Annotated in this window: 13 protein-coding genes; 7 read left to right on the forward strand and 6 right to left on the reverse strand. The window is 67.0% G+C overall.

Going from position 1 to position 14,063, the window contains the following annotated elements; genetic code table 11:
- Window position 1 precedes the first annotated feature (1 nt).
- On the reverse strand, window positions 2–1,204 hold the full coding sequence (locus EHF44_RS25535; RefSeq protein WP_124686466.1) for an ammonium transporter: 1,203 nt from the start codon (window positions 1,202–1,204) through the stop codon (window positions 2–4).
- Window positions 1,205–1,756: 552 nt separating this feature from the next.
- Between EHF44_RS25535 and EHF44_RS25540 the strand changes: the two genes are divergently transcribed.
- From EHF44_RS25540 to EHF44_RS25550, 3 genes are all read left to right on the forward strand, one after another.
- Complete coding sequence (locus tag EHF44_RS25540) at window positions 1,757–2,038, forward strand: HU family DNA-binding protein (protein ID WP_008651272.1); 282 nt, start codon at window positions 1,757–1,759, stop codon at window positions 2,036–2,038.
- 179 nt (window positions 2,039–2,217) lie between these two features.
- Entirely contained in the window at window positions 2,218–2,706 is a 489-nt protein-coding gene (locus EHF44_RS25545) for an acyl-CoA thioesterase (protein ID WP_124686467.1), read from the forward strand.
- On the forward strand, window positions 2,703–3,179 hold the full coding sequence (locus tag EHF44_RS25550) for a CreA family protein (protein ID WP_124686468.1): 477 nt from the start codon (window positions 2,703–2,705) through the stop codon (window positions 3,177–3,179). The genes EHF44_RS25545 and EHF44_RS25550 overlap by 4 nt, the downstream gene beginning before the upstream one ends.
- A gap of 21 nt (window positions 3,180–3,200) precedes the next feature.
- On the opposite strand, the gene EHF44_RS25555 is transcribed toward EHF44_RS25550, so the two are convergent.
- From EHF44_RS25555 to EHF44_RS25565, 3 genes are all read right to left on the reverse strand, one after another.
- Complete coding sequence (locus EHF44_RS25555) at window positions 3,201–4,973, reverse strand: class I adenylate-forming enzyme family protein (RefSeq protein ID WP_124686469.1); 1,773 nt, start codon at window positions 4,971–4,973, stop codon at window positions 3,201–3,203.
- Window positions 4,974–4,997: 24 nt separating this feature from the next.
- Window positions 4,998–5,762 (reverse strand): SDR family oxidoreductase, encoded by a 765-nt coding sequence (locus tag EHF44_RS25560; RefSeq protein WP_124686470.1) that lies wholly within the window; start codon window positions 5,760–5,762, stop codon window positions 4,998–5,000.
- 191 nt (window positions 5,763–5,953) lie between these two features.
- Entirely contained in the window at window positions 5,954–6,859 is a 906-nt protein-coding gene (locus EHF44_RS25565) for an arylamine N-acetyltransferase family protein (RefSeq protein WP_124686471.1), read from the reverse strand.
- Between the two features lie 189 nt (window positions 6,860–7,048).
- On the opposite strand from EHF44_RS25565, the gene EHF44_RS25570 reads away from it, so the two are divergent.
- Window positions 7,049–7,546: a DUF962 domain-containing protein gene (locus tag EHF44_RS25570; RefSeq protein WP_124686472.1), complete on the forward strand. Its 498-nt coding sequence runs from the start codon at window positions 7,049–7,051 to the stop codon at window positions 7,544–7,546.
- A 271-nt stretch (window positions 7,547–7,817) separates the two neighbouring features.
- Window positions 7,818–8,279: an HU family DNA-binding protein gene (locus tag EHF44_RS25575; RefSeq protein WP_124686473.1), complete on the forward strand. Its 462-nt coding sequence runs from the start codon at window positions 7,818–7,820 to the stop codon at window positions 8,277–8,279.
- A gap of 108 nt (window positions 8,280–8,387) precedes the next feature.
- Here EHF44_RS25575 and EHF44_RS25580 read toward each other — a convergent pair whose 3' ends face one another.
- The gene (locus tag EHF44_RS25580) at window positions 8,388–9,380 is read right to left on the reverse strand and encodes an isopenicillin N synthase family dioxygenase (RefSeq protein ID WP_124686474.1); all 993 of its coding nucleotides are present in this window, start codon (window positions 9,378–9,380) and stop codon (window positions 8,388–8,390) included.
- A 315-nt stretch (window positions 9,381–9,695) separates the two neighbouring features.
- Window positions 9,696–10,610, reverse strand: coding sequence for a 5-dehydro-4-deoxyglucarate dehydratase (kdgD, locus tag EHF44_RS25585; RefSeq protein WP_124686475.1), 915 nt, complete (start codon window positions 10,608–10,610; stop codon window positions 9,696–9,698).
- Window positions 10,611–11,044: 434 nt separating this feature from the next.
- Between kdgD and EHF44_RS25590 the strand changes: the two genes are divergently transcribed.
- Together EHF44_RS25590 and garD are read left to right on the forward strand one after the other, a co-directional pair.
- A complete protein-coding gene (locus EHF44_RS25590) occupies window positions 11,045–12,409 on the forward strand; it encodes an MFS transporter (RefSeq protein ID WP_124686476.1) in 1,365 nt (454 codons plus the stop codon).
- A 14-nt stretch (window positions 12,410–12,423) separates the two neighbouring features.
- Window positions 12,424–14,013 carry a galactarate dehydratase gene (gene garD / locus EHF44_RS25595; protein WP_124686477.1) on the forward strand — a complete coding sequence of 530 codons (1,590 nt, stop codon included), beginning with the start codon at window positions 12,424–12,426 and terminating at the stop codon, window positions 14,011–14,013.
- The last annotated feature ends 50 nt before the right edge of the window (window positions 14,014–14,063 follow it).

Genomic DNA, 14,063 nt, shown 5'->3' on the forward strand with positions numbered 1-14,063 from the left:
ATTACCAGTTCGTCTCGCGTTCCGGCGTGGCGGAAATACGATGCAGCGTCAGATCGGCGCCGTTGAACTCTTCTTCAGCATCCAGCCGGATGCCCACCAGCTTCTTGAGCGCGCCGTAGACCACCGTGCCGCCGACCAGCGCCACCACGATGCCCAGCAGCGTGCCGGCCAACTGCGCCCCCAGCGATACGCCGCCCATGCCGCCCAGCATCCGCGTGCCGAAGATGCCCGCGGCAATGCCGCCCCAGGCGCCGCACAGGCCGTGCAGCGGCCAGACGCCCAGCACGTCGTCGATGTGCCACTTGTTCTGTGCCAGCGTAAACAGATGGACGAACAGCAGGCCCGCCACCGCGCCGGTCACCAGCGCGCCGAGCGGATGCATGATGTCCGAGCCGGCGCAGACCGCCACCAGGCCGGCCAGCGGGCCGTTGTACGAGAAGCCCGGATCGTTGCGCCCGGCCGCCCACGCGGCCAGCGTGCCGCCCACCATCGCCATCAGTGAGTTGATCGCCACGAGGCCGCTGATCTTGTCGATGGTCTGGGCGCTCATCACGTTGAAGCCGAACCAGCCCACCGCCAGCACCCAGGCGCCCAGGGCCAGGAACGGGATGTTCGACGGCGGATGGGCGCTGATGCGGCCGTCCTTCTGATAGCGGCCGCGCCGGGCGCCCAGCAGCAGCACGGCGGGCAGCGCAATCCAGCCGCCCACTGCGTGCACGACCACCGAGCCGGCAAAGTCGTGGAACGGCGCGCCGGCCACGGCGGTGAGCCAGTCCTGCACGCCCAGCCGGTTGTTCCAGACGATGCCCTCGAAGAACGGGTAGACGAAACCCACCAGCACGAACGTGGCAATCAGTTGCGGATTAAAACGCGACCGCTCGGCAATACCGCCCGAGATAATCGCCGGGATGGCCGCGGCAAAGGTGGCCAGAAAGAAGAATTTCACGAGTTCGTGGCCATTCTTTTCGGCCAGCGTCTCGGCGCCGGAGAAAAACTGGACCCCGTAGGCGATCGTATAACCGATGAAAAAATAGGCCAGGGTGGAAACGGCGAAATCCACGAGGATTTTCACCAGCGCATTGACCTGGTTTTTCTTGCGGACGGTGCCCAGTTCCAGGAAAGCGAAGCCTGCATGCATCGCCAGCACCATGATCGCGCCCAGCAGGATGAACAAGGCATCCGTGCCTGTCTTCAGGTTGTCCATCGTTACCCCATGCTCAAAATGGGAGCACGAGTAAGCAATTAACGTTCCAGTTCAGGGCGCAGAACGGGGAATCCCGCGCCAAATCAGGGCGCGACGCACCGGCGCGGCGTTTAGCTGCCAGCCAGCCAAAATTGAGTGACGCACGGTAACGGGGCGGCATGCGCCAAATCGACGCGCCGGATTGGGAGCGCCGGTTCCGAATTGGTGCATCGGCAGGTTTTGCACCCGGATCGGGCATGAATAAGTGGGCGCGATTCGTGTCGGGATAATGCAGGAAAATTGCCGTAGCCGTCGCTTTGGGCGCAATATTCTGTCCGGTCCGCAAAGTGCGCCGTCCGATACGTCCTGTTCCGGAAAAGTGACGTGCCGATTCGTGAAACAGAGGGGTAAAACGCCCGCTAAGTCTTGTCGCAGAACGATTTGCGGCAGTTTCCGTTGCATCGGTGCCACTGGGGATTGCTCAAGCCGTAAAGGGCAGATTAGACTGCGCCGATCGGACTTTTGCCGACTGGCATAAGTCCGGTGACGACGACCAAACAAGGGAAATCAGCCATGAATAAAGGTGAACTGGTATCGGCCATCGCCGCGGAAGCAGAACTCAGCAATGCCGCCGCCGAGCGCGCGCTGAACGCTGCGCTGGACAGTATCAAGAAGGCAGTGGCCAAGGGTGACTCCGTCACGCTGGTGGGTTTTGGCAGCTTCAGCTCGGGCAAGCGCGCAGCCCGTACCGGTCGCAACCCGCGCACCGGCGAAACGATCAAGATCCCGGCCGCCAAGACGGTAAAGTTCTCCGCCGGCCAAGGCTTCAAGGACGCCGTGAACAAGAAGAAGTAAGCGCATCTCGTTCCTGAGAAGCACAGAAAGCGGCCTGCGCGGCCGCTTTTCTATTTGTTGGCCACCATTTTCCCCGCCTTTCTCGTCGCACCGCCGAAATCGCCGCGCCCGGGTATGCCATTGCCCGGCCCACCGGGTTACACTGCCCGCGCCTCAGGCTCGATTCTGGATTTTTTGCGATGAATGATCTGTCTCACCAGTTGTCCATGACCGTGCTGATGACGCCCGACATGGCCAATTTCTCCGGCAATGTCCACGGCGGCACCATCCTCAAGTACCTCGACATGGTGGCGTACGCCTGCGCCAGCCGCTATGCCGGCCGGTATGTCGTCACGCTGTCGGTGGACCAGGTGGTCTTCCGCCAGCCCATCCACGTGGGCGAACTCGTGACGTTCCTGGCGGCCGTGAACTTCACCGGCCGCAGTTCGATGGAAATCGGCATCAAGGTGGTGACCGAGAACATCCGCAGCAAGGTGGTGCGCCATACCAACAGCTGCTATTTCACGATGGTGGCGGTGGACGACAACGGCACGCCGGCCGAGGTGCCGCCGCTGCAGCCGCGCGACGAGGTGGAGCGCCAGCGCTTTGAGGCCGCCCGCCAGCGCCGCGCGCTGCGCCAGGAAATGGAGCGCCGCCACGACGAGATCAAGGGGGCGACGGCCGAATGACGTCCACTGCATCGCGATGCGCGCTGGCCCTGGGCCTGGCCGCGCTGGCCACGGCCGCCGCAGCCGAGGAAATCGGCAGCGTATCGACCCATTTCCGCGTCACGGGGTCCGACAAGGTCGTCATCGAAGCCTACGACGACCCGGCCGTGGACGGCGTGACGTGCTACGTGTCGCGGGCGCGCACCGGCGGCATCAAGGGCTCGCTCGGCATGGCCGAGGACCCGGCCGAGGCGTCGATTGCCTGCCGCCAGGTGGGTCCCATCGCGTTCAAGGGGCCGGTGAAGCAGCAGGAGGACGTGTTCTCCGAACGCATGTCGGTGCTCTTCAAGACGCTGCACGTGGTGCGCGCCGTGGATCGCAAGCGCAACACGCTGGTCTACCTGACCTACTCGGACCGGATCGTCAGCGGCAGCCCCCAGAACGCCGTGACCGCCGTGCCGGTGCCGGCCGCCACGCCCATCCCGGTCAAGTAGGCGCCGGCGTCTGCTGGCCCCTCAGGCCGCCTCGAACAGCTTGCGCAGGTTCGACTTCAGGATCTTGCCGTTCGGATTGCGCGGCAGCATGTCCTGCATGACGATGATCCGCACGGGCACCTTGAACGCGGCAAGCTGCTGGCGCACGAAGTCCTGCAGCTCGGCCTCGGTGGCCATGGCGCCGGGCTTCAGGCTGACCACCGCGCCGGGCTCCTCGCCCAGCGTGCGGTGCGCAATGCCGACCACGGCCGCGTCCATGACGGCCGGGTGCGCGTACAGCGCGCTTTCCACCTCGATGCAATAGATGTTCTCGCCGCCGCGGATCAGCATGTCCTTCATGCGGTCGACGATGTAGAGAAAGCCTTCCGCGTCCAGCCGCGCCACGTCGCCCGTGTGCAGCCAGCCGTCGACGAATGTCCTGGCCGTGGCCTCCGGCTTGTTCCAGTAGCTGTGCACGACGTTGGCGCCGCGCACCATCAGCTCGCCTATCTCGCCCGGCGGCAGCGCGTTGCCAAAGCCATCGTCGATCTTCATCTCGCCGATGGGCAGGGCCGGGCCGCTGCTGTCGGGCCGGTGGATGTATTCCTCGGCGCTGTGGCTCGTGAACGTGGCCGACGTCTCGGTCATGCCCCAGCCAATGCCGGGCGCCGCGTGGGGGAACGTCTCGTGGATGCGGCGGACCAGTTCCGGCGATGCGGGCGCGCCGCCGTAATGCATGTTTTCCAGCGACGACAGGTCGAATTCGGCCCGCTGTGGATGCTCGATGATCTGCCACGCGATAGTCGGCACGCCGCCGGCCGACGTGCAGCGTTCGCGTTCGATCAGCGCCATGGCGCGCAGCGTGTCCCAGCGGTACTGCAGCACGATCTTGCCGCCGTTGGCCAGCGCGCCGTTCAGCACGGACATGCAGCCGGTGACGTGGAAGAACGGCACGGCCAGCAGCGCGGCCTTCTGCGGCGCGTCGGGGTTGGGCTCCGGCACCGGCTCGCCGCGCCGCAGCAGGTTGCGCAGCGGGCTGAACTGGGCGCAGACCGCCACCGTGCAGGCGTTGCGATGGGTGCCGACGGCGCCCTTGGGCTTGCCCGTGGTGCCGGACGTGTAGAAGATCGTCGCGTCGTCCTCGGGGTCCAGCGGCACCTGCGGCAGCGATTGCGACGGCAGCGCGGGCCAGTCCGGCGACGCGCCGATCACGCTGGACAGCGCCACGATGCGCGGGTCGTCGAACGTGGCGCCGTCCGGTGCGCGCGACACGTACACGCGCGCCAGCGCCGGGCAGTCGCGCAGGTGCGGCAGGATGCGGTCCAGCCGCTCATGGTCGACGATGGCGACGCGGCTGCCCGAATCGGTCAGCCCGTACTCCAGTTCCGGGCCGGTCCACCACGCATTGAGCGGGGTGACGATGGCGCCGGCCAGCAGCCCCGCGTAGAACGCCACGGGCCATTCGGGCAGGTTGCGCATTGCCACGGCCACGCGGTCGCCCTTGCGCACGCCGTCGCGCACCAACTGGTGCGCCAGCTCGGTGGCGGCCAGCGCGAACGCGCGGTAGCTCACGCGCTCGTCCTCGTAGACGACGAAGGTGCGCTCGCCCCACGCCGCGGCCACCAGGAACAGGTCGCGCAGCGTGGGCGGCGCGTTCTTCCAGACCGTGGTGGGAATGCCGCGGATCACGCGCGTCTCGGTCTCGAACGGCGCGCCGGGGGCTGTCAGCCGGGCGTGCGCGTCGGCCAGGGACATGGCCGGCCATTGCGGGCCGGCCGGCGAGGGTTGCTGCGGTTGCTGCGGATGCTGGGACATGCAGGGCCTCCCGCGCAGGTTGGACTAGATCGTGACGCCGCCGTCCACCACCATGGCCTGGCCGGTCATGAACGTGCTGGCCGCCGACGCCAGGAAGCACGCCGCGCCGGCAATCTCCACCGGCTCGCCGATGCGGCGCAGCGGCGCGTTCTCGGTGGACTGCTTGTAGCGCACCGGGTCGTCCCACAGCGCCTTGGCAAAGTCGGTCTTGATCAGCCCCGGGGCGATGCAGTTCACGCGCACGTTGTGCGGCCCGAACTCCACGGCCAGGTTGCGCGCCAGCTGGAAATCGGCGGCCTTGGAGACGTTGTAGACGCCAATCGTGGGCGACCCGCGCAGGCCGCCGATCGACGACACGATGATGATCGAACCCTCCTTGCGCTCGATCATCTGCGGCGCCACCATCTGGATCAGCCAGTGGTTCGAGATCACGTTGTTGTCCAGCACCTTGCGGAACTGCTCGTCCGACACGCCGCTCATCGGCCCGTAGTAGGGGTTGGACGCGGCATTGCAGACCAGCACGTCCACCTTGCCGAAGGTGCGGTTGGCCTCGTCCACCAGGTGCTGGAGCGCCTCTTTCGACGAGATATTGGCCGCCACGGCCAGCGCGGTGCCGGCGCCGTGCTGCGCGTTGATGGCATCGGCCACTTCCTGGCACGCCTCGATCTTGCGCGACGAGATGACGACCTTGGCGCCCTGGACGGCCATTTGCTCGGCGATGGCGCGGCCGATACCGCGCGAGGATCCGGTGATGACGGCAACCTTGCCCGACAGATCGAACAACGACATGGGATGTCTCCTGAAAGGATGGCCGGCGGTACGTGCCGCCGGCCGGAATCGTGGATTGGCCGGGACATTATGGGCAGCCGCACCCCCTCAGTCCACAGCCGGGCCGGCCCGCCGGGGCCGGTATCAGCAAACTTTCTGCCGGCAATTCACGCGATGCATGGCGCGTGCCGCAGCGCGGAATCGGGCGGGCGTCAGGATGCCGCCAGCACCGCCGGCAGCCGGGCGGCCAGCGCGGCACGCAGCGCGTCGTCCAGGTGGATGCCGAAGCGGCCGGCCAGCACGTCGATGGTCTCGTCGGCACTGGCCAGCACCGTGCGGCGCACCGCGCCGCCGGGCGGGCGCTCGGTCAGCGTGGCGTTGCCAAGGGCCAGCCGCGTGCCGTCCGCCTCCGTGCGGGCGGCGATCAGCGTGCGCGTGAAGTGGCTGTCCGGATGCGTCGACACGAACCAGTTGCGCGCCACGTAGTCGATCCGGGGCTGCGGGGTCAGGTCGAACCGGTACAGCACGCGCCACGTGTCTGCATCGTCAGCGTCTCCGGCGTCCGGATCGCGTACCGCAAGGTCGTAGCAATGAAAGCCGGTGCCAGCGGCATCGGCTGGGGGCGGGCGCAGCCGGTACGGCGACGCAACGCCGCCCGCGGGCGGGATCGGCAGCGACAGCGGCAGCGCGCGGTCCGGCGTGGGCCCGCCAAAGCCGACGTCCGCCACGTAGCTCTCGTGCGCCACCTCCACGCGCAGCAGCATGTGCGAGAGCCCGGTCGGCCGTTCGTCGGGCACGTTCCAGCGCACGCGCGCCGCCAGCGGCACGGCCGTGTAGCCCAGCGACTTCAGCCCGGCGCAGAACAGCGTGTTCAGTTCGAAACAGTAGCCGCCGCGGCTCTGGCGCACGAGCTTGTCGAACACGGCGGGCGGCTCGATGTCGACGCGCCAGCCCACCAGCGGCGTCAGGTTCTCGAATGGCAGGTGCGCCAGGTGGGCGGCGATCAGTGCGTCCAGCGTGGCCAGCGTCGGCGGCGGCACGGCGTGGATGCCGATGCGCCGCAGCCAGGCATCGCGCTGGTCGGCGGAGAGGGCGGGTATTTCGTCGATGGCACGCATGGCGGCTTTGGGGTGATTTAGTGGGGCGGCTCGAATGGCGGGGAAGTCCTCTTCCCGAGCGCGCGGTGTCTCACTAATATAAATCCACATCAAAACCGGGTTGGCGGCGTGGTTTCGCGGCATCGCGGCATCGCGCGGCGGCCCTGGGAAAACAGGCCGGAACACCGGCCATCCACCGGAGACGTCCCCGTGAAAACCCTGATCGATCATCTTGCCCAGTACGCCGCGTACCACCGCGATGCGCGCAACGTATTCACCCATTTCATCGGTATCCCGATGATCGTGCTGGCGGTGACCGCGCTGCTCGGGCGGCCGGTCATGCCGCTGGGCGACGGCGCGCTGTTCGTGACGCCGGCCATCGTCGTGTACGTGCTGGCGTGCCTGTTCTACCTGCGGCTGTCGTTCGGCTTTGGCGTGGCGATGGCCGCGATCCTGGCCGTGTTCGTCTGGGCCGGGGCCTGCATTGCCGCGTTTTCCACGCCGGCCTGGCTGGCCACGGGCATCGGCCTGTTCGTGGCCGGATGGGTCATCCAGTTCGTCGGCCACTACTTCGAAGGACGCAAGCCGGCCTTTGTCGACGACATCATGGGCCTGCTCGTGGGCCCGCTTTTCCTGGTGGCGGAGACCGCTTTCGCGCTGGGCCTGGCGCGTGGCACGCGCGATGCGGTGGCCGCGCACGCGCACTGAACACGCCCGTTCCGGACGCGTGCGGCGCGTGGGCGAAGCGCGAAAGTGGGGGGACGTGGCGCTTCGCAGCGTTGGTGCTGACGCAAACCAGCGACAAAACCCGGGGTTTTCACTTGGTTTGACCTGCCGCATGTGAGAAAACCCCTTTACTTCTGGCGGTTTCCGCTATGATTCAGTGCGTGCCGGCCAGCACGAATCGCCATGCAGCGATGCTTGCAACGTGCGGGCGAATCGGCCGGGACTTCAATCTTCAACTCTCGTACATCCAGATATGGCGACCAAAGCGAAACCGACCGCGAAGACTGCAACCAAGCCTGCTGCCAAGAAGGCCGCAGCAACCAAGGCACCCGTGAAGGCTGCCGCTAAGAAGGCCGCCGCTCCGGCCAAGAAGGCTGCGCCGGCTGCCACGCCGACCATGAAGCCGCTGAAGGACACCTTCAACAAGTCGAGCCTGGTCGCTCACCTGGTAGCGCAAACCCAGCTCGAAGCCAAGGCCGTGAAGTCGGTGCTGGCCCATCTCGAAAACACCATCGTCAGCGCGCTGAACAAGAAGGGCGCCGGCGAATTCACGCTGCCGGGCCTGCTGAAGGTGACCGCCCAGCAAGTGCCGGCCAAGAAGAAGCGCTTCGGCAAGGACCCGTTCACCGGTGAAGAGCGTTGGTTCCCGGCCAAGCCGGCCAGCGTCAAGGTCAAGGTCCGTCCGCTGAAGAAGCTGAAGGACGCCGCGGCCTGATAGCCCGATCCCTTTGGAAGTCGCCTGCCCGATACCGGCCCGCCGGTACCGGGTGGCTTGAAACCCCACGTTCGCGAGAGCGTGGGGTTTTTTGTTGGGCCGGGCGGCTCAGTACGCCTTGAAGTTGGCCGCCACGCGCTGGCGCAGGAAATCGCCGGCCGTGATGGGCGGATACCGCTTCGCCGGCCCCTCGATCCGCGCGTCGCGGTTGGCCTGGCAGAAGAACGCGAGGCTGTAGCGCGGCCCCATGTACTCGCCCGGCGCGGGGTTGCGCACGCGGTGGAAGTTCGACGGTAGCTGGTCGTCGCTCCAGCGCATCAGCATGTCGCCGATGTTGCAGGTGATCACGTCCTCGTCGGGCGGGATCGGCGTCCACGCCTGCGCGTCCATCTCCTTGCCCGGACACACCTGCAGGCCGCCCTGGCCCTGGCGCTGGAACAGCAGCGTCAGGCAGTCGAAATCGGTATGGGCGCCCGCCCGCCACAGGTCGAGCTTGTCCTGGGCTTCGGCCGGGATCGCGTAGTAGTGCAGCAGCCGCAGCGTGCTCTGGTAGTCGGGCGCGGCCGGGTCGTGCGCGCGCGTGAAGAATTCGCTGTCGAAGCCGAGCCGGTCGGCAAAGCAGGACAGCACCTTCATGCCGACGTGCCAGCACTGCCGCTCGAAGGCCAGCATCGTCGCCCGGAAGCCGGCCAGTTCATCCTCAGACGGCCACAGCGCCGCCATGTGCGGGCGCGTGATCTGGTACGACTCCTTCTGGTCCGGCGTGCCCGTGGACGGCCGCACCTGCGCGCGCGATTCCCAGCCGGCGTTGTTGGCCTTCTGCAGCGGATACCTGGCCTTGACGGGCTCCGGCAGCGCGAAGAAGCGCTCGGTCATCGCAAACGCCTCGCGCACGGCGGCCAGGTCGATGCCGTGGTTGTCGATCTGGAAGAAGCCGATGTCGGTGGCCGCCTGCCAGAGCTGGTCGGCGATCACCGCCTTGCGGCGCGCGAAGTCGGACAGGTCGATGCGCCGGATCTCGCGCGCGTCGGTCTCGCGGCCGTGCGCGCCCATGCGCGCTTCGCGGTCCAGTTCGTGGAGGGGGAGGGTGGTGTCGATCATGTCGTTCCGGGGTTCAGGAAAGGTGAACGGGCCGGCCGACGGCGGAGGCAGGGCCCGGCAGGGCTCTCGATCTCCGGCGCTCGGCGCGGACAATCAAGAGCAATTTCCTGCCGCCCAGCCAGGGGAGGGGGCGGTTGAACGCTTCTACTCTTCGGTGCGGGGTACAGCAGGTTTCGGGCCAGCCCGGACACGCTCGCACGTATCGTCAAAGCGCCAGAATGGCGCACGCGCGCCCGCTGGCGGGGCAGGTCGCGCAGCGGCGGGGCATGAAAAAGCCGACCCGAAGGTCGGCTTTTGGCGGTAGCGCAGTCCGGCTTATTGCGAACCGAGCTTCTTGATCAGGACGTCCAGCTTGCCCATTTCTTCCTCGGTCAGGTCGGTCAGCGGCGCGCGCACGGGTCCGGCATCGTGGCCCACCAGCTTGGCGCCGGCCTTGACGATCGACACGGCGTAGCCATGCTTGCGGTTGCGGATGTCCAGGTACGGCAGGAAGAAGTCGTCGATCAGGCGGCCGATCGTGGCTTCGTCGTTGGCGGCCACGGCACGGTAGAACTCCATCGCGGTCTTCGGGATGAAGTTGAACACGGCCGACGAGTACACCGGCACGCCCAGCGCCTTGTAGGCGGCGGCGTAGACTTCGGCGGTGGGCAGGCCGCCCAGGTAGGCCAGGCGGTCGCCGAGCTTGCGGCGCACGCGCACCATGGCCTCGATGTCACCCACGCCGTCCTTGAAGCCGATCAGGTTCGGGCACTTGTCGACAACCTTGGCCAGCAGCTCGGCGCCGATGCGCGAGTTGGCACGGTTGTAGACGATCACGCCGCACTTGGTGGCCTTGCAGACCTCTTCGATGTGGTTGGCGATGCCATCTTCGCTGGCTTCCGTCAAGTAGTGCGGCATCAGCAGGATGCCGTGGGCGCCCAGGCGCTCGGCTTCCTTGGCGTATTCGATGGCCACGCGGGTCGGGCCGCCGGCGCCGGCCAGGATGGGCACCTTGCCACGGCAGGTTTCCACCGCGGTGCGGATCACGTTCGAATAGTCCTGCTGCGTCAGCGAGAAGAATTCACCGGTGCCGCCAGCGGCGAACAGGGCCGAGGCGCCGTACGGGGCCAGCCATTCCAGTCGGGCGGCGTAGGTGTCGGCGCGGAAGTTGCCTTGCGCGTCAAAGTCGGTGATGGGAAACGAGAGCAGGCCTTCCGAGATAATCTGCTTCAGTTCTTGCGGTGTAGTCATGTCGCTCTTCCTGGTCGCCACATGGCGAATGGTGGGTTGGGTGTGGAACAAGGCCGGTGCCTGTACTCGTTCCATCGTTGTGATGTTTCGAGATAAGTCATCGTACAACTAACCCTGGGGCCGTGCAAGCGGTACGGCGCCAACCAAGGGAAAACCCCGGTACCTGGCAGACATTCGGGTGGCGTTTCGGGTGTCTGGGTAGGGACGAACAGGGCGATGACGGCGTGCATTAAATCCCCGCAAACCCGCAAGCTGATTGAAAGGTCGGCGCTTCAGCCGATGCACCGGAAGACGGCGCCGTGCACCACGTCAGGGTAAACGCGCACTGTGGTGGAAGGAACCGCGTCTCTATAATTCTGGTCGTACGACGACATATCACACGCCGGTCCCGACGCATTCCCGCATCCTGGTCCGCCGGCTGTGCGGAGACCCAGATGAACGTAACACCCACCACCAGCGCCGCCGCCTCGGGCGCCCGCCGCACCAACGTCCGCTACTGGATTCTCGCCCTGATCTTCATCGTGACGACGATCAACTACGCGGATCGTGCCACGCTGTCCATCACCGGCCCCGCCATGCGCGAGGAGTTCGGCTTCTCGGCCGTGCAGATGGGCTATATCTTCTCGGCCTTCAGCTGGGCCTATGTGATGGCGCAGATCCCGGGCGGCTGGCTGCTCGACCGCTTCGGCGCGCGCCGCATCTACGCGTTCAGCATCTTCCTGTGGTCGTTCTTCACGCTGCTGCAGGGCTGGATTGGCGTGTTTGCCAGCATCGGGCAGGCCATCAGCGTGCTGTTTGCGCTGCGCTTTGCCGTGGGGCTGGCCGAATCGCCGGCGTTCCCGGCCAACGCCAAGGTGGTGGCAAGCTGGTTCCCGACCGCCGAGCGCGGCACGGCATCGGCCATCTTCAACGCCGCGCAGTACTTTGCCGCCGTGGTCTTCACGCCGCTGATGGCCTGGATCGTCCATAGCTGGGGCTGGCACCACGTCTACCTGTGGATGGGCATCATGGGCATGCTGCTGGCGCTGGTCTGGCTCAAGGTCATGCGCAGCCCGGCCACGCACCCCGGTGTGAACCAGGCCGAACTCGAGCACATCACGCAGGGCGGCGGCCTGATCCACATGGGCGAGGGCGACGAGGCCAGCAAGGCCGGCAAGGCCGCCAACCCGGCCGGCTGGTTCTACGCGCGGCAGCTGCTGACCAACCGCATGCTGGCCGGCGTGTACCTGGGCCAGTACTGCATCAACGTGCTGACGTACTTCTTCCTCACGTGGTTCCCGGTGTACCTGGTGCAGGCGCGCGGCATGTCGATCCTGAAGGCCGGCTTCGTGGCGTCGCTGCCGGCCATCTGCGGGTTCCTGGGCGGCGTGCTGGGCGGCGTGATCTCGGACACGCTGCTGCGCCGCGGCCATTCGCTGACCGTGGCCCGCAAGGTGCCGATCGTGGCCGGCATGCTGCTGTCGGTGTCGATGGTGGCCTGCAACTACGTGGACGCCGAGTGGCTGGTGGTCGGCATCATGGCGCTGGCGTTCTTCGGCAAGGGCATCGGCGCGCTGGGCTGGGCCGTGGTGGCCGATACGGCGCCCAAGGAAGTGATCGGCCTGGCCGGCAGCATCTTCAACACCTTCGGCAACATCGCCGGCATCGTGACGCCGATCGTGATCGGCTATATCCTGAGCGCCACGGGCTCGTTCAACGGCGCGCTGGTCTTCGTGGGCATCAACGCCCTGGTTACCGTGCTGAGCTACCTGGTGATCGTCAAGGACATCCGGCGCGTCGAACTGAAGCACCCCCAATAAAAGGAATCCCCATCATGTCGGACCTGTCGGTACAGAACGCCCAGGCCGCGGAGCAGCGTCCGCCGCTGTACATCCGCATCCATCCCAACGACAACGTCGCCATCGTGGCCAACGACGGCGGCCTGCCGGCCGGCACCGTGTTCCCGTGCGGGCTGACGCTCGTGGAGCGCGTGCCGCAGGGCCACAAGGTGGCGCTGGTCGACCTGAAGAAGGGCGACGCGGTGACGCGCTACGACGTGACCATCGGCTACGCGCTGCAGGACCTGCCGCGCGGCAGCTGGGTCAACGAGCGCACCATCGAGATGCCGGTGGCGCCCGGCCTGACCGACCTGCCGGTGGGCACCCGCCTGCCCGCGCCGCTGCCGCCGCTGGAGGGCTATACGTTCGAGGGCTTCCGCAATCCGGACGGCTCGGTGGGCACCCGCAACATCCTGGCGATCACGCAGACCGTGCAGTGCGTGGCCGGCGTGGTGGACCACGCGGTCCGGCGCATCAAGGCCGAACTGCTGCCGAAGTACCCGAACGTGGACGACGTGATCGGGCTGGAGCACACCTACGGCTGCGGCGTGGCCATCGACGCGCCCGATGCCGTGGTGCCGATCCGCACGCTGCGCAACATCGCGCTGAACCCGAACTTCGGCGGCACCGCCATGATGGTGAGCCTGGGCTGCGAGAAGCTGCAGCCGGACCGCCTGATGCCGCCTGGCACGATCCCGATCCAGACCGGCGCCGGGGAGGTGCAGGTGGGCGTGGTCTGCCTGCAGGACGACAAGCACGTGGGCTTCGGGTCGATGATCGACTCGATCGTGGAGATGGCGATCCCGCACCTGGAGGCGCTGAACGCGCGCCAGCGCGAGACTGTGCCGGTGTCCGAGCTGGTCGTGGGCGTGCAGTGCGGCGGCAGCGATGCGTTCTCGGGCGTGACGGCCAACCCGGCCGTCGGCTTTGCCACCGACCTGCTGGTGCGCGCCGGCGCCACCGTGATGTTCTCCGAGGTGACCGAGGTGCGCGACGGCATCGACCAGTTGACCTCGCGCGCCGCCACCCCCGAGGTGGCCGAGGCGATGATCCGCGAGATGGACTGGTACGACCGCTACCTGGACCGCGGGCGCGTGGACCGCAGCGCCAACACCACGCCGGGCAACAAGAAGGGCGGGCTGTCGAACATCGTCGAGAAGGCCATGGGCTCGATCGTCAAGTCGGGCAGCGCGCCGATCACGGGCGTGGTGTCGCCGGGCGAGCGCGTCAAGACCAAGGGCCTGATCTACGCCGCCACGCCGGCCAGCGACTTCATCTGTGGCACGCTGCAACTGGCCGCCGGCATGAACCTGCACGTGTTCACCACGGGCCGCGGCACGCCGTACGGCCTGGCCGAGGTGCCTGTGATCAAGGTGGCCACCCGCAGCGACCTGGCCCGCCGCTGGCATGACCTGATGGACGTCAACGCCGGCCGCATCGCCACCGGCGAGGCAACCATCGAGGACGTGGGCTGGGAGCTGTTCCGCCTGATGATCGACGTGGCCAGCGGCCGCAAGAAGACCTGGGCGGAACACCATGGCCTGCACAACTCGCTGGCCCTGTTCAACCCGGCGCCGGTGACCTGAGGGGGCGGGAAAGAGGGCCGACAGCTGCAAATTGCGGCCAGTCGGCAAGC

It is taken from the genome of Cupriavidus pauculus (assembly GCF_003854935.1).
Taxonomy (GTDB): domain Bacteria; phylum Pseudomonadota; class Gammaproteobacteria; order Burkholderiales; family Burkholderiaceae; genus Cupriavidus; species Cupriavidus pauculus_C.